Raw genomic sequence first — 21,992 nt, 5'->3', positions numbered from 1 at the left:
GATATATCTGTTTCTGACCAAGATATGCAATTAATTGAAGGCAGTCTGTATATTACCGTCACGCTGGTCCTGCAAATGTTTCTGATACTTTGCTTCCTTTTCAGCAGTTGTAATAGGTACAATCTTCTGTCCGTCAGTCAAAATCTGAACACCTTCAACCACAATCTGGTCACCAGCCTTCAAACCACCTGTCACGATATAATTCTTTCCATCGCTAAGATTTGAAATCTGAATTTCAGTATGTTTCAAAGTGCTGTCCGGCTGCAATACATAAACAAATTTCTTATCCTGTATTTCCTGTGTTGCATACTGTGGTATCAAAATAATATCCTGCATTTCATAAGGGAATATGATATTTGCAGTTCCACCGCTTCGCAAAATATTTCTACTGTTAGGGAATATTGCACGCATACTTACAGAACCTGTAGTCTGGTCAATAACGCCACTTACAGCATCAATCTTTCCTGCAGCTTCATAAATCGAGCCATCAGCCAATTGAAGTTTTACTTCAGGCATAGCAGCAAGCTGGTCTTTCAGTGATTGTTCGGATTTTGTCATTTCCAGCAACTGTTTCTCTGTCATTGAGAAATATACGTACATGTCACCTATTTGTGAAACAGTAGTCAAAGGCTCTTGTACTGAAGGGCTTACCAGACTACCAACCCTGTATGGGAAAGTTCCGATAACACCATCAGACGGACTTGTAACGGTACAGAAGCCCAAATTCTGTTTTGCTGCAGTATATGCAGCTTCAGCCTGTGAATAGTTGGCTTTCGCTGAAAGCAGATTATTCATAGCTGTCTGATACTCAAAATCACTGATGATTTTTTGTTCGTGAAGCATTTTCTTGTTTTCAAGAGTTGAAGTCACAGTTTCAAGGCTCGCCTTAGCAGCTTCCACACCGGCCTTGGCCTGATCGTATGCAGCCTTATACTGTGTAGGATCTATTTGGAATAATGCCTGTCCACGTTTGACTGTAGCACCCTCGTCAACACACAGTTTTACGATAAAACCTGAAACCTGTGGACGGATTTCAATATCCTGAAGACCCTTTATTGTGGCAGGATAAGTTTTTGTCTGATGACTTGAAGTATAAGCCGTTGTCATAACAGCAAATTCATTGTCACCCATCTTCATACCACCCTGGCCACCGCCACAAGCAGTAAGAACAGAAACACCCAACATAGCTATGGCAATACGGCCATTGCTAAAATTCAATTTACTTTTCACGCTCATTTTCATATAAAATTATTATATATTTTTTTCAAATACCTTAGTTCGCCAACTATTTTCCTAAAAACACACGTGCAAAGATATAAAATTCAGACCATCTAAAATTAACAATTAACTAAGAATAACCAATAAATCTGACGATATTAAAATTGTACTAGTGAATATGATTATTAGACAAAAAAAGAAGAGTTTATGAAGAAACAATTTCAGAAAAAGAAAAAACAATTTAGAGATTTTAATTACAAATGAATCCTATATTAGATTTTTATTCATACATTTGCGCATCTTAATAAACAAATAACAACAAAATGTAATAACTTATGGTAAAGATAACAAAAGAAGCTGCCCTACTTTATCACTCACAGGGCAAACCGGGAAAAATAGAGGTTATTCCCACCAAACCATATCAGACACAGCGCGACTTGTCATTGGCATACTCTCCGGGAGTAGCAGAGCCATGTCTTGAAATCCAGAAAAATCAGGAAACAGCATACGACTATACAGCAAAAGGAAATCTTGTTGCCGTAATCTCAAACGGAACAGCCGTACTTGGACTAGGAGATATAGGAGCCATGAGCGGCAAACCAGTAATGGAAGGTAAAGGACTTCTGTTCAAAATATACGCAGGCATTGACGTATTCGATATCGAAGTAAACGAAAAGGATCCTGATAAATTCGTTGAAGCAGTTAAAGCCATCGCACCTACATTTGGCGGTATCAACCTCGAAGACATCAAAGCGCCTGAATGCTTTGAAATAGAAAGACGACTTAAAGAAGAACTCGATATTCCTGTAATGCATGACGACCAGCACGGAACCGCAATCATTTCCAGCGCAGGACTTCTCAACGCCCTTGAAGTAGCAGGCAAGAAGATTGAAGATGTCAAGATTGTAGTAAACGGTGCAGGAGCATCTGCTACATCATGTACAAAACTATATATATCATTAGGAGCCCGCAAGGAAAATATCCTTATGCTCGACAGTAAGGGAGTTATCACAAGCGACCGTACTAACCTGACAGAAAGCAAGAAATTCTTTGCCACAGACCGTCGTGACGTACACACCCTTGAAGAAGCGATAAAAGGTGCCGACGTATTCCTTGGACTTTCAAAAGGAAACGTACTTTCACAGGACATGATACGCAGCATGGCTGACAATCCTATAGTATTTGCTTTGGCCAATCCAACTCCTGAAATCTCCTACGAAGACGCCATGAGCGCACGTCCGGACGTATTGATGTCAACAGGCCGTTCAGACTATCCAAACCAGATAAATAATGTAATAGGATTCCCATATATCTTCCGTGGAGCCCTCGATACACGCGCCAAAGCCATCAACGAAGAGATGAAACTGGCAGCCGTACATGCCATTGCAGACCTGGCAAAGAAACCCGTTCCTGACGTAGTAAACGAAGCATACCACGTAAACAACCTCACATTCGGCCGCGACTATTTCATTCCGAAACCGGTTGACCCACGTCTTATCACAGAAGTATCAATGGCAGTAGCCAAAGCAGCCATGGAATCAGGCGTAGCGCGTAAGGAGATAACAGACTGGAACGAATACAAAAACCACCTTCTCGAGCTCATGGGTCAGGAAAACAAACTAACCCGCAAGCTTTACGAAACAGCGCGCAGCTGTCCTCAGAGAGTAGTTTTCGCCGAAGGTATCCATCCAAACATGCTCAGAGCCGCTGTCGAGGCCAAGGCAGAAGGTATCTGCAACCCTATCCTTTTAGGAAACACAGAAAGAATACAGAAATTAGCCAAAGAACTCGACCTGAGCCTTGAAGGAATAGAAATCATCAATCTCCGCCACGACGACGAAGCTGAAAGAAGAGAGAGATACGCCCGTATTCTTTGTGAAAAACGCGCACGCGAAGGAGCCAACTTTGCAGAAGCCAACGACAAGATGTTCGAGCGTAACTATTTTGGTATGATGATGGTAGAGACAGGCGAGGCAGACGCTTTCATAACCGGTCTTTACACAAAATACAGCAACACCATCAAGGTCGCCAAAGAAGTTATCGGAATACAGGAAGGCTATAAGCACTTCGGAACAATGCACATCCTCAACTCAAAGAAAGGAACATACTTCATTGCCGACACTCTTATCAACCGTCATCCTGACACAGATACCCTGATTGATATAGCACGCCTTTCAGAAAAAGCGGTTCGCTTCTTCAATCATGAACCGGTCATGGCAATGCTTTCATACTCAAACTTCGGTTCCGACCAGGAAGGAAGTCCTGCAAAGGTACACGAAGCCGTGGCTTATATGCATAAGAATTACCCGAATTTGGCTATTGATGGTGAAATGCAGGTAAAATTTGCCCTCAACGACGAATTGCGTGACGAGAAATACCCATTCACCAAACTTCTTGGCAAGCAGGTCAACACATTGGTATTCCCTAACCTAAGCTCAGCCAACTCCACATATCAGCTCATACAGAACATGAGTGAGACTGAAGTTATAGGCCCTATCCAGATGGGATTGAACAAACCTATCCACTTTACCGACATTGAAAGCTCTGTACGCGACATCGTAAATATCACGGCAATAGCATGTATCGATGCCATAGTAGAAAAAAAGAAAAAGAGCCAAGGTCAATGCTAAACCATAAAACAGACTAAAATTAACCATAAGCAGGGGCGAGGTCGTAACCCACGGATACATCCATGGCTTGCGTACCCCGCCCCTACTATTTATTATATACAATCTATGCGCAAACCACTCACCAACACCCAGTGCATACTTCTCACCCTATTTTGGGCTGCCCTTTGTTTCATTGTCATAACATCCTCACCGAAGATTGACGGTCCGTTGATTGTCACCATAATCATATCAGGAGCATTGGTTTTCATCCCTATAGGGAAGTCAATCAGGCGCCGCAACAAATAAGCATTTCAACACATTTTACGCAATAAAAGCATGAAAAAGATATTTTTCTCATTTTTTTCAAGCAAAATGTTGCATAAACAAAAAAAATGATATATTTTCGCACCATCAACTTAAGAGATAAAAACAACAATAATAACAACCAATTAATTTAAGGTAAAGATTATGAATGCAGCTAAAGTATTAGAGGATCTTAAAAGAAGATTTCCTAATGAACCTGAATACCATCAGGCAGTAGAAGAAGTTTTGGGAACAATCGAAGAAGAATACAACAAACATCCTGAATTCGATAAAGTAAATCTTATAGAACGTCTTTGTATTCCAGATCGCGTATATCAGTTCCGTGTAACATGGATGGACGATAAAGGCAACATCCAGACCAATATGGGTTACCGTGTACAGCACAACAATGTTATCGGTCCTTACAAAGGTGGTATTCGTTTCCACTCTTCAGTAAATCTGTCAATCCTTAAGTTCCTTGCTTTCGAACAGACTTTCAAGAACTCACTTACTACACTTCCTATGGGTGGTGGTAAAGGTGGTTCAGACTTCTCTCCACGTGGAAAGTCAAATGCCGAAGTAATGCGTTTCTGTCAGGCATTCATGCTTGAATTATGGCGTCACATCGGTCCTGAAACAGACGTACCAGCAGGAGATATAGGAGTTGGTGGTCGTGAAGTAGGCTACATGTTCGGTATGTATAAGAAACTGGCTCACGAATTTACAGGCGTACTCACAGGTAAAGGTCGCGAATTCGGTGGTTCACTTATCCGTCCTGAAGCAACCGGTTACGGTAATATCTACTTCCTTCAGGAAATGCTTAAGACACGTAATATCGACATCGCAGGAAAGACTTGCCTTGTATCAGGTTCAGGTAACGTAGCACAATATACAGTAGAAAAACTTATCCAGTTGGGTGCTAAAGTCGTTACAATGTCCGATTCAGACGGTTACATCTACGATCCGGACGGTATCGACCGCGAAAAACTCGACTATATCATGGAACTTAAGAACTTGTACCGTGGCCGTATCCGCGAATACGCAGAAAAATACGGATGCAAATATGTTGCAGGTGCTCGTCCATGGAACGAAAAAGCCGATATCGCTCTTCCTTCTGCAACTCAGAACGAAATCAATGGCGACGATGCCAAAGCACTTATCGCAAACGGTGTATTTGCAGTATCTGAAGGAGCCAACATGCCATCTACTCCAGAAGCAATCCGCGTATTCCAGGAAGCTAAGATACTTTATGCTCCGGGTAAGGCAGCCAATGCAGGTGGTGTATCAGTATCAGGTCTTGAAATGACTCAGAACTCAATCAAGTTGAGCTGGAGTGCAGAAGAAGTTGACGAAAAGCTGAAGAGCATCATGAAGAACATCCACGAAGCATGCGTTCAGTACGGTACAGAACCAGACGGATACATCAACTACGTGAAGGGTGCTAACGTAGCCGGCTTCATGAAAGTTGCTAAGGCAATGATGGCTCAGGGTATCGTATAAGCCCTATAATCTACTATAGACATAACAGTCAAGTTTAGAATATATATACAACTAAGACTGTCTCACACAGAAATGTTGAGACAGTCTTTTTTTTATTTATACAATCAATATAAAAGTCATTTCCATAGATTTCAGTCTATCTAAACATAAAATCCATTATTATATATTAACATTTGGTTTTAGTTATTGCAGTATAAAGAGCATAAGAATATTAATACAAATCGTAATGATTAGAAATTAGAATTTTACAGTCCATAAAGACATCAATATTCAAAATTTAGTACCTAAAAGATATTTTCATACCACAAACACCAACAAAGTCTTTACAGAACTTTTCCAAATACGTCATAGAATGAATTTAAACAGTTTTTTATATGGGAATTTATCTTTATATATTATTGTTTACCATAGTACAAAGTATTAAAATCATAACAGTTTTAACATCGTGATGTTAAAACGTAACTTTTAGATTGTTTTTTATAAAAAAAAGATATTGATTTCAAGAATATAATTATATATTTGCATCGAAATATAAATCGCTCAACTTTTATATTCTTATATTTTTATAATAAAAGAAGTAAAGTTCTGTAAAGACTTTGTTATTATTATTGATGAGTTATCAGTTAACAATAATTTAAATTAAGAGAGAATTTATGAAAAGAAGATTAATGCTATGGCTTGTTTGCCTCTTTGCAGGGGTAAATCTGGCATTGGCTCAAACGTCAAATGTAACTGGTGTAGTAACATCCAGTGAGAGCGGTGAGCCTGTAGTTGGTGCTTCAGTATTAGTATTAGACACCAATATGGGTGTCATCACTGATATTGATGGCAAGTTTGTAATTAGTAATGTACCTTCCAATGCTAAGACATTACGTATTTCATTTGTAGGTATGCAATCGCAAGATGTTCATATCAATCGCAATAGAACAATGTATGTTGTATTGCATACAAATGCTGAATTGCTTGACGAAGTAGTTGTAACAGCAATGGGTATCAGCCGTTCAGAAAAGTCGTTAGGATATTCAGCAACGACAGTCAAGAGTGACGAAATCATAAGTGCCCGTACAACTAATGTAGCAGATGCACTTTCAGGTAAAGTAGCAGGTTTACAAGTTAGTAGTACTTCAAGCGATCCAGGTTCGGTAAGTAACGTTGTTATTCGTGGTTTTGGTTCTATCAATGGCGATAACCAGCCTTTATATGTAGTTGATGGTATTCCACTTTCTAACAGTTCAGTATCTGGTTCAGGTAAGAACGTTACATTAGGTGGTATTTCAAACATCGCCTCACATGATATCGAATCAATGACCGTTCTGAAAGGAGCAGCCGCAACCGCTCTTTACGGTAGCCGTGCAGCAAACGGTGTAGTTGTCATCACAACAAAAAGCGGTAAACGTAGCGATGGACGTAATTTCTCTATAAATTATAGTGGTAGTGTACAGGCCAGACAGTTGTCATATTTGCCTGAAATGCAGAACAGTTTCGGACAAGGATGGAATGGTGGTCAGACATTTATTGAAAACGGATCATGGGGACCTGCGTTTGATGGTTCCACTCAAGTATATGGTCCGGTTTGGAATAACCAACAGTTGATACATGAATACAGTGCCAAAGAAAACAATGTTAAAGATTTCTTTGACTTGGGTTGGTCACAGAACCACAATATTTCACTAAGTGGAGTATCAAACGATCAAAAGATGACATATTATCTGTCATACTCTTATACAGGCGATGATGGTATTATGCCTGAAAACTACGATGTCTACAAACGTAATACAGTAGCTTTCCGTAACAGTTACGAACCAACTAAATGGTTAAAGCTTTCATCTTCAGTAAACTTTGCCCGCAGCCAGACTGATGCTGTAGGAAACTTCCAGGGTACTTCCGTTATTGACGGTTTGATGGAACTTCCACGCGATATTTCCATTGTTGATATGAAAGACTTGAGTAGTGCATTCAATACTCCTGAAGCATACTTTACACCTTATGGTATTACCAATCCATATTGGGCACTTGCCAACAACTATTTCCATACAAACTCCAAACAGATTTATGGAAAAATCCAAGCAGATATCAAACCTGTAAAATATGTTACATTGACATATCGTATGGGATTGGATTATACAGACTATGACATCAAAACAGGAAGTCCACAGATTGCTTTGGACGATGCCCTTATCAATAACGACTATGGTTATGCCCCTTCAAACATGAATCAGGAAGGTAGTGTATCTGCAATTTATAGCCGCCGTTATGAATTGAACCATGACTTTTTAGCAAACTATGCACAGAAATTCCTTGACAATAAATTAGATGTTAATGTCAATGTAGGTTTGAACATGAACGAGCGTTATGCAACAAGCCTCAACGGTACAGGTACTAACCTTTCTATTGAAACTGGATTTTGGGATTTAAGTAACACATCATCACAAACCATGAGCGAATCTCAGAGCAAGCGCCGTCTTGTAGGTCTTTTTGGAGATGTTACAATTGGTTGGGATGACATGATATATCTTAATGCAACAGCCCGCAATGACTGGTCATCTACTTTGCCTATTGGCAAGAACAGTTTCTTCTATCCTGGTGCAACATTGAGCTGGATTTTCACACGTCTTATTCCTGAAAATGATATTCTAAGCTTTGGTAAAATGCGTTTGGCATACGGTAAGACAGGTAATGATGCCAGTCCATATCTGACAGCTTTATCTTACATCCAAGGAGTATCAAACGGAACTTATGTAGCTCCAAATATCTCCTTCCCTCTTAATGGAGCAAATGCATACCAGACATCCAACACATTAGGAAGTGATAAACTGAGACCTGAAATGACATCAGAGTTCGAAGTCGGTATGAACTTACAGTTCTTCAACGGTAGATTTGGTATCGATGCCGCATACTATAACCGCCGTACAAAAGACCAGATATTTACTCTTCCAGCCGATCCTGCTGCAGGATACAGCTATGTAGTTACTAACTTCGGTGAAGTAGAAAACCAAGGTGTAGAATTAGCAATCAACCTTACTCCTATACAGACACGTGACTGGCGTTGGGATATCGGTTTCAACTTTGCAAAAAACAAAAACAAAGTGCTTTCATTACCTGAAAGTCTTGAAGGTGGACAAGTTTCAATCTATGGTTTCTCAGCAGGTAACGATGCTGTAGAAATGTACGCAGTTGAAGGAAAACCAATTGGACAATTCTATACATATTTGCCTAAATATACAGAAGACGGACAGATGATTGTAGACTCAAACGGTTATCCTGTTTTGGGTACAACATTAGAGGACACTGGCAAAAATATGAATAATGACTGGACAGGTGGTATTACTACAGGTTTGACTTATAAGAACTTCACATTAAGCGCATCATTAGACATCCGTAAGGGAGGTTACATGTTCTCACGTACAAAGAATTTGATGCAATTTACAGGAAACGGCTTAGTTACTACATACAACAATCGTCAACCATTTATTATTCCAAATTCAGTAGTTGACAACGGTGATGGAACATATTCACCAAACACAACTCCTATTTACCAATACAATGGTAGCTACCAGACATACTTCAATGACTATGGTTACGGATATGGTGGTGAAGCATACTTGGTAGACCGTTCATTTGTAAAACTTCGTAACATCAGCCTTTCATGGAATGTACCAAAGAAATGGGTACGCCAGATGCAGTTAAGCGACCTTTCGCTTACAGTATTCTGTAACAATGTATTTACATGGACAGCTTCAGACAACCGTTATATAGACCCTGAAACAACAACAGTTTCACAGTCTTCATACGGAGATCTGGCTACACAGTTCGGAGAACTTTACAGCAACCCATCATGCAGACTATTTGGTTGCAATCTTAACATCACATTCTAAAAAACATGGAGATTCAGACAATGAAAAAGATATTTCTTTTATCAGCTTTTACCGTAGGTATGGGCTTGGGTATGACTTCGTGCGAAAGCTATCTTGACATAAATCAGGACCCAAACTCACCATCGGAAGAGAACGTTACAACTGGTATGATTATGCCTGCAGCCGAGATGAGCATCGCCGGAAGTTATGGTGACTTTCTGTTCATCACCGGAGGTTATTTCGCACAGTATTATGCACAGCAGTTTGGTACATCAAACTATTTGGATTATTCACGATTCAATATGTCACCAACTCGTAGTAGCGGAACTTACACTCAGCTTTATCAAAAAGCTCTTAACAACTTAAAAAATATCAACGACCGTGCTTCTGCCGATGGCGACTGGGGTACATCTTTAGCAGCAACAGTATTGCGTGCATTCACATTCCAGATATTGGTAGACTGTTATGGAGAGACACCATACACACAGGCTCTTGATCCAAATAACCTCTCCCCTATTTACGACGATGGCCAGACAGTATACGAAGGATTATTGGTAGAATTGGAAGAAGCAATTTCACGTGTTGAGCCATCAGCAAGTGTATGTACTAATTTTCTGTTTCCAAATCAGTCTGCCGACAGTTGGATAAAATTTGCAAACGCATTGAGACTGAAATTGCTTATGCGTATGTCAGCAGTAAAAGACGTACAGTCTGAAGTTGCAGCACTTATTGCTGAAAACAATTTTCCTGCTTCAGATATAAAATGGGAAGGATGTTGGAGCGATCAGGCAGAAAAACGTAATCCACTGTATTCAGAAGAATTCGCACCAGGACAGCAGCAAAACCTAGTAGCAAACCTTGCAATTGTAAACACAATGCAGGTAAGAGACGAAGTTGGTAATATAGAATATACAGACCCACGTCTGTCAGCATTCTTCAATCCTAATACATACGGCAATTACGAAGGTTCAATATCAGGAACACAATATACAGGAACTGCAACATTCAATGCCAACTATTGGTGTCGCCCTGCAGTGTCATACGACCAGCCTGTTTATCTGCTTACAGTAGCCGAAACAGAATTCTTTATCTCCGAATACTATTCACGTTACGGTTCAGCAAGCGATGCAGCATCACACTATGCAGCAGCTATCGAAGCTTCTTTTGCAACAGCCGGTGTAAGTGGTGCCGATGAATATCTTTCACGCTACCCTTATGACAGTAATAATGCCATCAAATGCATAGGTATTGCCAAGTGGGTTGCACTTGCAGGTGTAAATCCATTCGAATCATGGTGTGAAATCCGTCGTCTGGATTATCCGGCATTTGGAGAAGCCGAGGGTGACGACTTCTATAATAACAGTGATGAATCGTTCGATACAAGCAGCTATGAGCCAGGAACACTATATACTCCTATTCAGGTTTTCGGCCAGGTTGGAGCAAACAAGTTATTGGAACGCTATCCGTATGCAGAAAGTTCTTCATCACGTAACGAGAATGTACCTGATTTTCCTGGTTATACAGCACCTGTATTCTGGGCTAAATAATATAAGATGTAATATTTATAATCAGAAATACACAGAACAATGAAAAAAACATTATCATATTTACTGATTTTTGTACTTTCCGTAGCTTTATGGAGTTGCGAAAAGACAACAGAAGGGTTAACACGAATAACCTACTATCCAACATTAGAGGTACTAGGTGAACCCACAATAATCTTAAACGTAGGTGAGACCTATACAGACGAAGGATGTTATGCCGAGCTTAATGGTGAGGATGTCAGCAGCGAGGTTCAGGCAACTTCAAATATTGACAATACCACTCCTGGAGTATATTCTATATCATATATCATTTATAATGCCGACGGCTTTTCTACAACAGCTTCTCGCACAGTATATGTAGTTGATTCCGAAAATATTGCAACTCTTTATCTTGGTGAAAGCATGACAAGTACAAGACATTATTATGATGCTTTAATATACATCACAGATAATGGAGATGGAACATATCATCTTGACGACCTGATGGGAGGATTCCAGTTTAACGGATTAAATCCAGGTTTCGAGCCTACATATGATTTCCATGCTGAAGTAGATTTCCAGATAAATGCCGACAACAGTATATCATTAACAAGCGAAGTTGGCAGTTGGTATTTCGGTGACACAGGTGATGTCGTATTGGGTTTAAACGGTGGAAGTTACGATCCAGCTACAAAAACATTTACTTTAGATGTTGATTATGGTGGTACCCAGATGACAGTGATTCTCAAAGCTATTACAAAATAACTTAATTGAAAAAGACACAATATGAAAAAAGCAATATATTTATTAATGTTATGTACTGTAGCCTTTTTCTCTTCTTGCGAAAAGGATGAGATTGGAGGTACAGCTACCCAGGCATTGGCAGGCGAATGGCAACTTACAGTAGATGCTGTTGACGAAGCCGGAAATGTAGTTATTTCCGATCCATTTGGTTTAGGCGTAATACTTGGTATCACATATAATACCAACGAAAATGTAGCCGATAAAATGTATGTTAGCGATTTAGGTAATTTTTGGGAATACACAGTAGTAGTAAATTGTGATTGCAATGCTTTGACATTCAGCACAAATGGTGAAGCTCAAAATGAAGCCTACGATTGCAAAGTAAACATTGAAGACGGAAAAATGCTTCCTGGTGCAGCAACTACTCCTAGCGGAATGCCAGCCGACAGTTTGGTATATTACGTTTCTTTTAGCGATGATGAAAATCCTGCAGCTAACGGATATGCCAAATACAAAGTTTCAGGCTACCGCCGTACAGGATTTGCAGCCGACGAACAATAATCGTACATTATAAAAAACTTTCCCATAAGAAGCGTCTTATGGGAATTATATATCTCTCGCCGGAAAAAATATCCGGCAGTTTAACTTTACATTAATGTTTCTTTAATATATAAGTTAAGGAACACGGGTGCGGTATCTTCGTGAGAAGGTACCGCACTTGTTATATATGAATTTCTTTATTGTATTTCTTCGATAATAATTAAAGTCCTATTATCCATTATATACTATAGATGCAGGAAATGAAGTAGAAGTAACCAGAAATTGATTATTGAAAGATTAAAGGGTAAAGTAAAAGATGTAAAGGTGAAATGGGATATAAAGTTACGGTTGTATATATATACTAAAACAAAAGCAGGAATTTCTTCCTGCTTTTGAGATTCTATTTTCTTAGTAATTATAATTACTATTATCATGCATACGGATTAATACTTTCAGTAAGTATTACTTCTTCAGATAAAGTTCCATCTACAATAATTCCAAGAGTAACTGTAGAGTTAGCGCTATCACCATCTATTTTTACAGAGAATTTATAACTCTTCGATGGCTCCATACTAAATGTACCAGTATAAGGTTGGTAAGGAGAAGGCAATGTAACAGTATACGACAATTCACGAGTTCCTCTTACATTGAAATATGCCGTCTTGAATTTATAATTTGTTTCGTCAAACTTAAAAGTACGGCTACTTGCATCAGTAGCATAAATATCAATAGAATAATTGTCGAAAGAACTTACAATGTAATCACTGAAATCTACACTCACCGATGAATTAGCCAAACCACAGTTCACTGTTACTGTATTTGTTTCATTAGCAACAACAGTAAAAGACTCTTCTCCGTACACACGTGCCTGTCCCCAATTGCCATTCTTGCTTTCAGCTTCTGCTTCTGTGCAGTTTTCCGCTTTCAGCAAATAATTCGGACCTGCCGAACAACTAATAGTAGTCCCGGCAATATCTTTATATTTCCGACTGGTAAATATTGGTGTATCGCCCCTATTAAGGCTTACACTAAATTCATTTACATCTAAATTAAGCGATGCTCTTGTAGTGATTTCCACTTCAGTGGTATCTACCAAAGAGAAACGTATCTCTCCTGTCTCATTAGAGAGTTCCGGACTGTTATCATTCGAACAAGATGAGAATGATAGTAATCCAAATAAAAAGATTATGTATGGACATTTTTTATTCATAAATTCAATTATTTATATTGTACAGAAAAATGGTCACAAACAACTCCAATATCACCTGTACCAACAGACCAACCAGTAACGTTTCCTCTTGTATATATACAAATTTTACCTACCTTATCTGTTAAGGTAAACATTGTACTAATATCATGAAATGAAGCTGTTCCTGGAACTTCAATCGATCCTTGCAATGTTGTAATCACAGTAGAGTTTATACCAACTTCTGATGGATGAATTGAAACTGTAGGCTTATAATCATATGGAATAGATCCTCCATAGGCATACGCGTTCAAAACTACTCCAACATCTAAATCCATAGGTATATGAAATTTAGGGGATAAAGCATAAGCCTCACCTTTTTTCAATGTAAGTCTATCACCACATTTTCCATTATTACTTAAAATCCAATTTTCAGGATTAGTATTTCCATTAAAACTAACATAATAAGGTATCCCAGTAACATCACATTCTACCGATGATGTAGCACTACCTTTATCAAACATTACAAAAGCTGTCAAAGTACGTTTACCCCATTTAAGGTTTTCAAATACAGGTGATTCTTCTGTAGTACTTTCTCCAGTATCCAAAGAATATGTAACACTTAATAAATTTGTATATTTGTCATTACCTAAAATTTCAGGTGATATAGATGCTGTAGCAGTTACATTAAATATACTTGACCCATCAGTATTATTCGCAGCAGCTGCCCCATCTGATTGATATATTGAATAACTTGTCTGAGCTGAAGCAACTGCATTAAATACAGGTAATGGCATTGACACTATTTTTGCTTCTGTATTTTCCTCACTTACCTTCTCGCCATCAATAGTATAACTATATCTTAATGTATAATCTCCCTGAGGTAAATAAGGCCAATTATTCTCAACCAACATTTCACCAACACTATTAAAATCATTAGTACTATAGCTACGCACCAATTCACCCTCTGCATTCTCAAGAGTTACGTTTAATTCTGAAATCAATGAAACAGGTACTCCTGATAAATCTCCAAATGTTAGAGATACTTTTGTACCATTCAACTCACCTGAATCATTAGTAGTATGTTCAGCTACAGCATTTAAACCAAATGAAAATACAGGTATATCAGGATCACATTGAATAAGATATTTAGTGCAGGCAACAGCCTGTGAAATAACAGTCCACTCATGAGATTTTTCATTACCCAATATATTAGTACCTTCAAACACTGCACTTACAGACGTACCAGCTTTTGCGAACAAATATCCATCAGTTTTTTCATTATCAGCAAGTTTCAAAGATGTCTCACCAACTTTGAGAGACAGACTCCATTCTGAATAATGATTTTGCAGACTTTCACTTACAGATGGAGTAATCATTGCATTAGCTAAAACAGCATTCACTTCTGTCTTTGTTGGTTGTCCAGGATTAATCTGAGCAGTTGACGAGCCATAAAAATAAGGTTTATCCTGTATCTCATTATTATCTCCACTATAAGCTATTACTGAATACGAACCTGCCATCAATTCAATATCTTCCGTAATTTCTGTATATGGTTTTGGAAATCCATCAACAGATTTTCCATTCATCTTTATATCAACCATAAAATCAGAAGTTTCAGGTATGAGATCTGCAGGAAGTTGTCCTGCATCAGCCCTTGAAGTAGATGAAAGTTCTACGTTCACACTTCCCAAAGCAAGACGCAAATAACCTGTTCCGTTTCCACTTTCCTGATTAAAAGTTTCATCGGAACATCCCACCATCATTAAGCAAAGGGAAGCAAAAGCCACAACATATAGTATTACTTTATTCATATATATCCTTAATTAATTCTTATTCATAAACCAGTTCCATTTCATCTAACCAAAGCTTGCTGCCTACTCCACCTATATAATAATCACCATACTTGCTTGACGATGCTACTATAATGATATATTTAGGTGTGCGACCTGTAGCTCTATATTCCAATGGTATTTCCAGTTTTTTATAGCTTGTCACTGTTTCGCTGGAAGAAAATTCACCATAAGCAATGATATTTTCATCATTAGGATCAAACAGTTGTCTGTTCTTCGGATTATTACGGATTTCATAAGGCTCAGACTTATCTGAAAGAGCTATATATATTTGGCAAATGTCTGTTTCACCTTTCAAATTAGCCAAATCGCCTACATCATCGCCAATCATATTTATAGTGGCTGGAGTATATTTATAATAAAGTCTTAAAGCTGTAGGAAAAGAACTAAACGGACGTCCGAAATGAAGAAGCCCATTCAATCCGTCAAGAGCGAAATCGCCTGTAAAGATATTACCTGCACCAAGCTTTATTATCGCATTTTTTGTTTCCAGCAAAGCAGCTTTTCCTGAAACACTGTCATCTGTAGGAGTAGTAAGATTTCCTATAAAGGCTGCCGCCCCGGGATTTCCAGTCCCCCAAAAAGAATCATCTCCCGAAGCCCAAGGATTATACTGTTTACCTTCCAGCGACCACTCTTCCATACTTCCATTTTCTAAAGGAGTAGCAGCTACAGTTGTGAACGACTGTTCTTCACCCATGTTTCCATCAGTACCTACACGATATTTATACTTGGTAGCAGCACTTAAACCAGTCAAAGTAGCTGTAAAAGTATTACCGGATATACTAATATTTGATGAAGCAACAGTATTCCACAATGTTTCGCTATCTTTACGATATTCCACATTAGGAGTCTTTCCACTCTGTACTTTTCCTGAGACGGTGGCCCGCGAAGTCATGGCAAATGCCCCTTTAGAAGAGCTATTGCTACTCTCACCATCAGGATAATCCTCGACATATACAGTCCATTCGTATGAATATTCCTGCCATGAACAGCTCACATTGAAAGTAGAAGGACTTGAATAGTCTTTCTTCAATGTAGGATCAGGAGATACGCGACCGTATTCACCTCCCAAATTCATTTTTGTTATATTGACATTTGTCAAGTCCGTCCCCTTCTCAACATAAATAATAACCTTACGAGTATATGTATCAATTACACAATCAGCCGGCATCCCATCTATTTCTATATCCCGTTGGATTATCTGATTTACAGTTACCTTCCACTTGTAGTCCTGATAAGTACGCAGAGTAAATGTCACAGGATTTGTAAAATCCACACGTGTGTTTGACGACAGAGGAATACTATCAAGCGAAGCAAATCCAGATGTAGGAAATTTCGAGAAGTTCTCGCAAACATCCGGATTATCGACCACAAGTTCTGCCCCTACATTTGTTTTCAGGCTGAGAATCTGCAAATGAGAGATATCCACTCCATCGTTGACGTATAGAGTTACTGTACGTGCAGACTTATTGATAGTTGCTGCAGTAAAAGTGTTTTGGTCAGCACCACGTTGGCCTTCTACTGTTATCGATTCAATGGATGCTTCAACAATTGGATAAGGAATATCATTCTCAATAGCACATGATGATATTATGCCGGCAATAAAAGCCAACATAAACATTATTTTAGTTATATAATATCTTCTCATTATTGTCATTCCTATAAATAAAATGTCATTCCTAAATTAATAGAAAACAGATTTATCTTGAAGTTACCGGATGAAACGCGTCTCCTACCTTGTTCCACCTGATTTGTCGTCTGGTCTGTCCATTTGAAATCAAAACCCATCACGCCTACTGAAACCTCTGCAGCCGCCCAGTCCGTAATAAAGGCTGTCAATCCTGGAGCAAAACCTATCTGGAAATTCTGTATTTTCTGATACGTACCATCATACTCTGCACCTGAGCCTGTGGAGTTTTTTCCTTCTCCATATCCGTATGTAAGACGAATTTCATTGAACAATCCAAATACCTTACTTTTTCCTATAGGTATATAGGAACGCATAAACCCGGATACTTCGTATTTATGCTCAAGGTAATAGAGATCTTTAAAAGAAAGTGTAAGGTCACCAAGATCCATATCAAGATTTCCTAAATCCAGATAATCACGATTATAGGCAAATCGGATACCGGCTGACATATTATTACGGAAAAAATATCCTACATAAGGACTGATGGCAAAATCGTAACCGTTTCCTACAACATCCTTTATGACAAGAAAATTCAGATTATCCTGTTCATGTTCGGAATAAGAAACAGTCCCCCCTGCCATCCAAGTTCCTTTAGGTATAAATACACGCGACTGCGTTTCACGGTCTATTCTTTCAATGGCTCTCTTGCCTCGCTGAGCGTACATACCTGCAGTCGTAACGAAAGCTAATAATATTATCAGAATTGTTCTTTTATTCATCTATTTTATTTATAGAAATGTATTATATTTTTAAAACCTCAATAAGGGTTAGAAATCATTTCTTACATAGAAAAGGTTTCTAACCCTTAAGGTATATAAAGATTATTATTTATTCCGACATTACCGGAGTATCACCATAAATCAGTTCAAGGTCGTCAACGTACATGACACTATTTGTACTTCCTGTGAAATAATCACCGTACTTGCTGGCCGAGGCTACGACGATAATGTACTTCGGCGTGCGGGTCAGGTCGCGATATTGCAGGTCGATGGTGAACTGTTGCCAGGCTCCGGTTCCTTTGGCTTCTTCGTCAGTTATTGAACCGTATGCAATGATGTCCTTGTTGGCTTCGGAGAAGTCGATGGCATTCTTATACTTGAAGTTTGCTGGGTCGTCACCGCTCAAATCGCCGTCAATCTGGTAGGCGAAGTTCTTGCCGTCGTAGTTGAAGCCTGCATTGTCCGTCAAGGCAATATAAATGCTGCAGAGGTCGCCGCCAGCAGCTTCTAGGATGGTCTTGTAGCTACCAGAACCTTCGTCAATTTCAGTACCTCGGTTGTACTTGAACCATCCGGTCAGCTGGGTTGGCCTTGACGAGAACGGCTGTCCAAAGTTGATTTTAGCTTGATAGGTTTTCATGTTTGCACTACAGAAGTGTCCGGTGAAAACATTTCCGGCGGCGAACTTGCCCATATTTAAGAACTTTACTCCTACATACTGCGATGCTAATTTGGCAGATTTTCCGCCTGCGGTGTGTACTTCGCTCGATTCGGGCGAGGTCGGGTTTTTACTCAAAGTAACCGTTCCTCCATTGCCGGAATCCCAGAAAGAAAACAGATAATGGCTATCACTATTATCAAAGGATGTAGCATCATTACTACTTATAGCATACCAAGGAGAACTGTCTTTTTCTTCTTGACGCCACCAATTATCAAAATTCCCGTTATATAATTCTATGGGCGTTTCCGTGGTAAAGTCCACTATATCACTTGTAAGACCTTTCTCTAAACCTTCGTTGTAACAGAGACGGTATTGATAAGCAGTAGCTGGTGTCAGACCAGTAAGTTTGGTAGAGAACTTTTTATCCTTCTCTTCTACGTTAATGTTAGTTGTTACTTTAGTCCATTCAGCAGCATCAACTGTTTTATATTGAAATTCCAGTTTGCTTTGGTCGAAGACTTCCGCAAATGAGGGAACTTCTGCTGTCAAATAGGCAAAAGTACTCCAAGCATTAGCAGAAGCAATTAAAGTACTTGTAGAAGTCACAGGAACACCAATTGTATAAGTATAAGTCTTTGTCGCATCATCTATTGATACATTGATGTTTGATGAGCCACTAGAAGCTATACGATATCGCAAAATAACGTTTTCCTGAGCTTTGATTCCAGTGATGATATCTTTTTTGCTGTGCAATTCACCTTTGTGGTTAGATACAGTTAGGTTGGATATCAAGTCAGTCACAGGAAAATAAGCCTTACCTGTTTCGCTGGCTTGGCGCATCTCGAAAGTCACTTTGTTGTCACTGTTGCTTTTGTCTGAGACGCCAACCACGGCGCTCTGGAAAGCGGCTCTGAAATCGTCGCTAAATTCTACGGTTACTAATACATTAGCCAGCTTGCAGACAATCTCTTTGCTGGTATTAGTATTCATTTTAATGTCTACGGTTTCCTTAGCGGCATAATAGGGCTTGTCCCATCCTGCCGTTTTCCCATCGAATCCAGCGGAAGAGGCCTCGATGGTGTAGGTGCCTACGGGCAGCTCAATAGCTTCTGTCCAAGTTGTCCAGTCATCTGTTTCTTCCACTGTTTTGCCTGCGGAGTTTACAATCTTGACGGCAATCTGTTTAGGATTGTACTCATCTTCTGCTCTGGTTTGGGTAGTTTTATCAGTTCCTACTTCCAGTTTCAAGAAACCAACAGCTTCATGTTCCAGTTCCAAGTTTTGGCAAGCTGTTAAAAGAATACAAGCTGTTAAAAGAATATATAGTTTCTTCATGTCATTATTCTATTATTTAGTTACTTTTACATTTAATTTACTAGATACAGTTTCCCCATTTTGGTCTGTTACAGTAATGCTAAACACATGTCCATCGGATGCTGTCGTAGGTCCAAATGCAGAATCAGATAATATAGGGAAAAAATTTCCTACAGGAAATATATATTCCGTGTCATTAGCTTCAGGAAGCTGAATATGCATGCTTTCAAACACTGCGCTGAGTTCCTTATTCCCGATTAATTCAAATGGATTTTCCCCTTTGAACATTCCATTGACAGCAACACTAAAAGCATCGTTTCCAGCTATAATTTCTACTTGAATGCTTTTCAGCCCTGCTTCGGCCGTAATCGTTACATTTGCATTTTCATCTGAATCATCAGGCAATGTATATGTAGATTTTGGGAACGAAATAGTTGGTACAGCAACGGTTTCTTCTCCACCATCACCATCTTCCCCTGTTCCAGGTTCTTCTGTATTACCACCTTCAGTACCTGGATTGACAGGAATTTCTACATTTTCATTCTTTTCTTGATTAAATAATGTAATTTTTATCTCAACACCTTCACTCTCAATACCAGGAGTAGAGCCTTCAACCTTTACAGGATTAAACTCAATCTTCAGTTCATCTCCTCCAATGAAAGACGTATCATCTCCTTCTTCATATTCAGGTAAACTAGATTTATTAGCTGTGCCAGAAATAGTAACAGTTTCACCTCCTACTGTTTGTGCAGTTCCGTTAATATAGATAGTCTCAACTCTTTCATCCATTTTCCAATATACAGGAGCTGGTGTATTTCCATTTTCTGATTTCGTATAGGTTTCTATGTGGCCTTTATTATCAGTTACGTTAAATTCCCAATCATCATAAGTAGCCAAAAATTCTTCCGTGAGATCAATTGAAATCTTAACGTTCTGCATAGTACAAACTACTGAAATCTCAGATGTCTGACCTTTTTCAATCTTAACGTTTTCCAATTTACCGCCATAAAAAGGTTCATTCATTGTACTTAGAAATTCTCCTGGAGAACATGCTTCAACAGTATATGTACCAACAGGAAGAGTTACTTCTCCTTCAGCCTGTAAATCAGCATAAGAATCAAACTTCTTAGTATAATCAACATCTTTACCTGTAATTGTCACCGGGAATTGATCTACCTTATCAGTTGTTCCACGACTTGATTTTCCCGTTTCAACATTTAAGCTTAATAATCCCGTATCACCTGACATTAAATCTTTGCCCAAAATTTCGTCTTTCATTTCACACGACGACAGCCCTGCCATTAAGGTCACGACCAATGCCATTGTATTAATTATTTTCAACATATTTATAAATGTTTAGTAGATTCTTAATATAAATTTATCATACCCACTCTGAAGGAACTTCAATATCCACAGGATGCTCAATCACGGTTTCGTCTATCGTTATAGTGATGCTTAAGCTACCCGAACCAATTACGGGTGCCAATGTCATCTTCATTGCATCCGCAGGACTGAGTGTATAAGTCTTTTGAATTTCAGTGTCAGCTTCTACTCCACTTTTAGGAGTAAGTTTAATAGTCATTGCCACACTTTCTTTTTGTTTCACCTTAAAATAAACAGGACCAGCAGTTGTTTTATCCCATATATAAGTAGAGCCACCTTGAGCCGCAGTTTTGATTCTTACTTCATAATCAGAGAAGTATTCATCCATTTTTTCATCGAACTCAATATTTATTCTGGCAGAATTAGGTTTACATGTTACATCTACATTTACAGAATCATTATCTACTTTGAATGATTTAGAACCTAATACGCAAAGGTCATCTGTATATACAGCCTTTGTACTATCTCCACATATAGCCAACATAGTATAAGTATTATTTGCCAGTTCTGTAAATTCAGGAATGTCATTATAATCCCATTTATGAAGAGAATTCCCGTCTTTGAGAATCTGCACAGTATAATTACTTAAATTCTGATAGTCAGATTCATTAACGGCTCTTGACTGAAACCCGATATTTGTATTCAAATTCAATGATACATATCCTGTTCCTTCAGAAAACTGCAATTCAGCCTCATCAGAAGAACAAGAGTACAACAATACTCCACTCAAAACATAGAGTAACATTTTAGCTACTTTTTTTTCTATTCTATTCATTTTTACTTTATTTAAGTTTCGCAAGTAGCTTTATTCCGTTTTCTTCTCTGGACATAGCTTTTTGATGATAGCAATTTTTTGGTTATCATTAGCAATCATCCGGATGATTTCTTCTTC

At 38.7% G+C, this 21,992-nt stretch carries 15 protein-coding genes; 6 read left to right on the top strand and 9 right to left on the bottom strand.

The genetic code is table 11. From position 1 onward, the window contains the following. Positions 1–30 precede the first annotated feature (30 nt). Positions 31–1,242, bottom strand: a complete 1,212-nt coding sequence (locus H6A27_RS07400; RefSeq protein ID WP_154044379.1) for an efflux RND transporter periplasmic adaptor subunit — start codon at positions 1,240–1,242, stop codon at positions 31–33. A 311-nt stretch (positions 1,243–1,553) separates the two neighbouring features. Here H6A27_RS07400 and H6A27_RS07395 point away from each other — a divergent pair, with 311 nt between their 5' ends. After that, a complete protein-coding gene (locus H6A27_RS07395) occupies positions 1,554–3,848 on the top strand; it encodes an NADP-dependent malic enzyme (RefSeq protein ID WP_204508159.1) in 2,295 nt (764 codons plus the stop codon). 92 nt (positions 3,849–3,940) lie between these two features. On the opposite strand, the gene H6A27_RS15575 is transcribed toward H6A27_RS07395, so the two are convergent. Continuing rightward, on the bottom strand, positions 3,941–4,126 hold the full coding sequence (locus H6A27_RS15575; protein WP_204400854.1) for a hypothetical protein: 186 nt from the start codon (positions 4,124–4,126) through the stop codon (positions 3,941–3,943). 169 nt (positions 4,127–4,295) lie between these two features. On the opposite strand from H6A27_RS15575, the gene H6A27_RS07385 reads away from it, so the two are divergent. From H6A27_RS07385 to H6A27_RS07365, 5 genes are all read left to right on the top strand, one after another. After that, positions 4,296–5,630, top strand: coding sequence for an NADP-specific glutamate dehydrogenase (locus H6A27_RS07385; protein WP_204508158.1), 1,335 nt, complete (start codon positions 4,296–4,298; stop codon positions 5,628–5,630). A 653-nt stretch (positions 5,631–6,283) separates the two neighbouring features. Continuing rightward, positions 6,284–9,505, top strand: coding sequence for a SusC/RagA family TonB-linked outer membrane protein (locus H6A27_RS07380; protein ID WP_204508157.1), 3,222 nt, complete (start codon positions 6,284–6,286; stop codon positions 9,503–9,505). A 20-nt stretch (positions 9,506–9,525) separates the two neighbouring features. Further along, positions 9,526–11,031 carry a SusD/RagB family nutrient-binding outer membrane lipoprotein gene (locus H6A27_RS07375; protein WP_204508156.1) on the top strand — a complete coding sequence of 502 codons (1,506 nt, stop codon included), beginning with the start codon at positions 9,526–9,528 and terminating at the stop codon, positions 11,029–11,031. Between the two features lie 39 nt (positions 11,032–11,070). Continuing rightward, positions 11,071–11,772 (top strand): BT_2262 family domain-containing protein, encoded by a 702-nt coding sequence (locus tag H6A27_RS07370; RefSeq protein WP_204508155.1) that lies wholly within the window; start codon positions 11,071–11,073, stop codon positions 11,770–11,772. A 21-nt stretch (positions 11,773–11,793) separates the two neighbouring features. Further along, entirely contained in the window at positions 11,794–12,312 is a 519-nt protein-coding gene (locus H6A27_RS07365) for a lipid-binding protein (protein ID WP_204508154.1), read from the top strand. Between the two features lie 409 nt (positions 12,313–12,721). On the opposite strand, the gene H6A27_RS07360 is transcribed toward H6A27_RS07365, so the two are convergent. The 7 genes from H6A27_RS07360 to H6A27_RS07330 form a co-directional block, all read right to left on the bottom strand. Then, positions 12,722–13,501, bottom strand: coding sequence for a DUF4493 domain-containing protein (locus H6A27_RS07360; RefSeq protein WP_204508153.1), 780 nt, complete (start codon positions 13,499–13,501; stop codon positions 12,722–12,724). Positions 13,502–13,509: 8 nt separating this feature from the next. Then, positions 13,510–15,291 (bottom strand): DUF4493 domain-containing protein, encoded by a 1,782-nt coding sequence (locus H6A27_RS07355; RefSeq protein WP_204508152.1) that lies wholly within the window; start codon positions 15,289–15,291, stop codon positions 13,510–13,512. A 19-nt stretch (positions 15,292–15,310) separates the two neighbouring features. After that, the gene (locus H6A27_RS07350) at positions 15,311–16,948 is read right to left on the bottom strand and encodes a PCMD domain-containing protein (protein WP_204508151.1); all 1,638 of its coding nucleotides are present in this window, start codon (positions 16,946–16,948) and stop codon (positions 15,311–15,313) included. Positions 16,949–16,992: 44 nt separating this feature from the next. Further along, positions 16,993–17,742 (bottom strand): hypothetical protein, encoded by a 750-nt coding sequence (locus H6A27_RS07345; RefSeq protein WP_204508150.1) that lies wholly within the window; start codon positions 17,740–17,742, stop codon positions 16,993–16,995. A gap of 109 nt (positions 17,743–17,851) precedes the next feature. Continuing rightward, positions 17,852–19,738 (bottom strand): DUF4493 domain-containing protein, encoded by a 1,887-nt coding sequence (locus H6A27_RS07340; RefSeq protein ID WP_204508149.1) that lies wholly within the window; start codon positions 19,736–19,738, stop codon positions 17,852–17,854. 12 nt (positions 19,739–19,750) lie between these two features. Then, complete coding sequence (locus H6A27_RS07335; protein ID WP_204508148.1) at positions 19,751–21,061, bottom strand: DUF4493 domain-containing protein; 1,311 nt, start codon at positions 21,059–21,061, stop codon at positions 19,751–19,753. Positions 21,062–21,098: 37 nt separating this feature from the next. Then, positions 21,099–21,875 (bottom strand): DUF4493 domain-containing protein, encoded by a 777-nt coding sequence (locus H6A27_RS07330; protein ID WP_204508147.1) that lies wholly within the window; start codon positions 21,873–21,875, stop codon positions 21,099–21,101. Between the last annotated feature and the right edge of the window lie 117 nt (positions 21,876–21,992).

This window comes from Bacteroides caecigallinarum, from assembly GCF_016902295.1.
Classification (GTDB): domain Bacteria; phylum Bacteroidota; class Bacteroidia; order Bacteroidales; family Bacteroidaceae; genus Phocaeicola; species Phocaeicola caecigallinarum_A.
This window is presented reverse-complemented; position numbering and strand designations above follow the sequence as displayed.

Excerpts from the sequence above, each read along its gene's own strand:
- H6A27_RS07350 (WP_204508151.1), bottom strand. The coding sequence starts at position 16,948 with ATGTTGGCTTTTATTGCCGGCATAATATCATCATGTGCTATTGAGAAT.
- H6A27_RS07380 (WP_204508157.1), top strand. The coding sequence starts at position 6,284 with ATGAAAAGAAGATTAATGCTATGGCTTGTTTGCCTCTTTGCAGGGGTA.
- H6A27_RS07395 (WP_204508159.1), top strand. The coding sequence starts at position 1,554 with ATGGTAAAGATAACAAAAGAAGCTGCCCTACTTTATCACTCACAGGGC.
- H6A27_RS07360 (WP_204508153.1), bottom strand. The coding sequence starts at position 13,501 with ATGAATAAAAAATGTCCATACATAATCTTTTTATTTGGATTACTATCA.
- H6A27_RS07375 (WP_204508156.1), top strand. The coding sequence starts at position 9,526 with ATGAAAAAGATATTTCTTTTATCAGCTTTTACCGTAGGTATGGGCTTG.
- H6A27_RS07365 (WP_204508154.1), top strand. The coding sequence starts at position 11,794 with ATGAAAAAAGCAATATATTTATTAATGTTATGTACTGTAGCCTTTTTC.
- H6A27_RS07335 (WP_204508148.1), bottom strand. The coding sequence starts at position 21,061 with ATGTTGAAAATAATTAATACAATGGCATTGGTCGTGACCTTAATGGCA.
- H6A27_RS07340 (WP_204508149.1), bottom strand. The coding sequence starts at position 19,738 with ATGAAGAAACTATATATTCTTTTAACAGCTTGTATTCTTTTAACAGCT.
- H6A27_RS07385 (WP_204508158.1), top strand. The coding sequence starts at position 4,296 with ATGAATGCAGCTAAAGTATTAGAGGATCTTAAAAGAAGATTTCCTAAT.
- H6A27_RS07355 (WP_204508152.1), bottom strand. The coding sequence starts at position 15,291 with ATGAATAAAGTAATACTATATGTTGTGGCTTTTGCTTCCCTTTGCTTA.
- H6A27_RS07400 (WP_154044379.1), bottom strand. The coding sequence starts at position 1,242 with ATGAAAATGAGCGTGAAAAGTAAATTGAATTTTAGCAATGGCCGTATT.
- H6A27_RS07370 (WP_204508155.1), top strand. The coding sequence starts at position 11,071 with ATGAAAAAAACATTATCATATTTACTGATTTTTGTACTTTCCGTAGCT.
- H6A27_RS07345 (WP_204508150.1), bottom strand. The coding sequence starts at position 17,742 with ATGAATAAAAGAACAATTCTGATAATATTATTAGCTTTCGTTACGACT.
- H6A27_RS07330 (WP_204508147.1), bottom strand. The coding sequence starts at position 21,875 with ATGAATAGAATAGAAAAAAAAGTAGCTAAAATGTTACTCTATGTTTTG.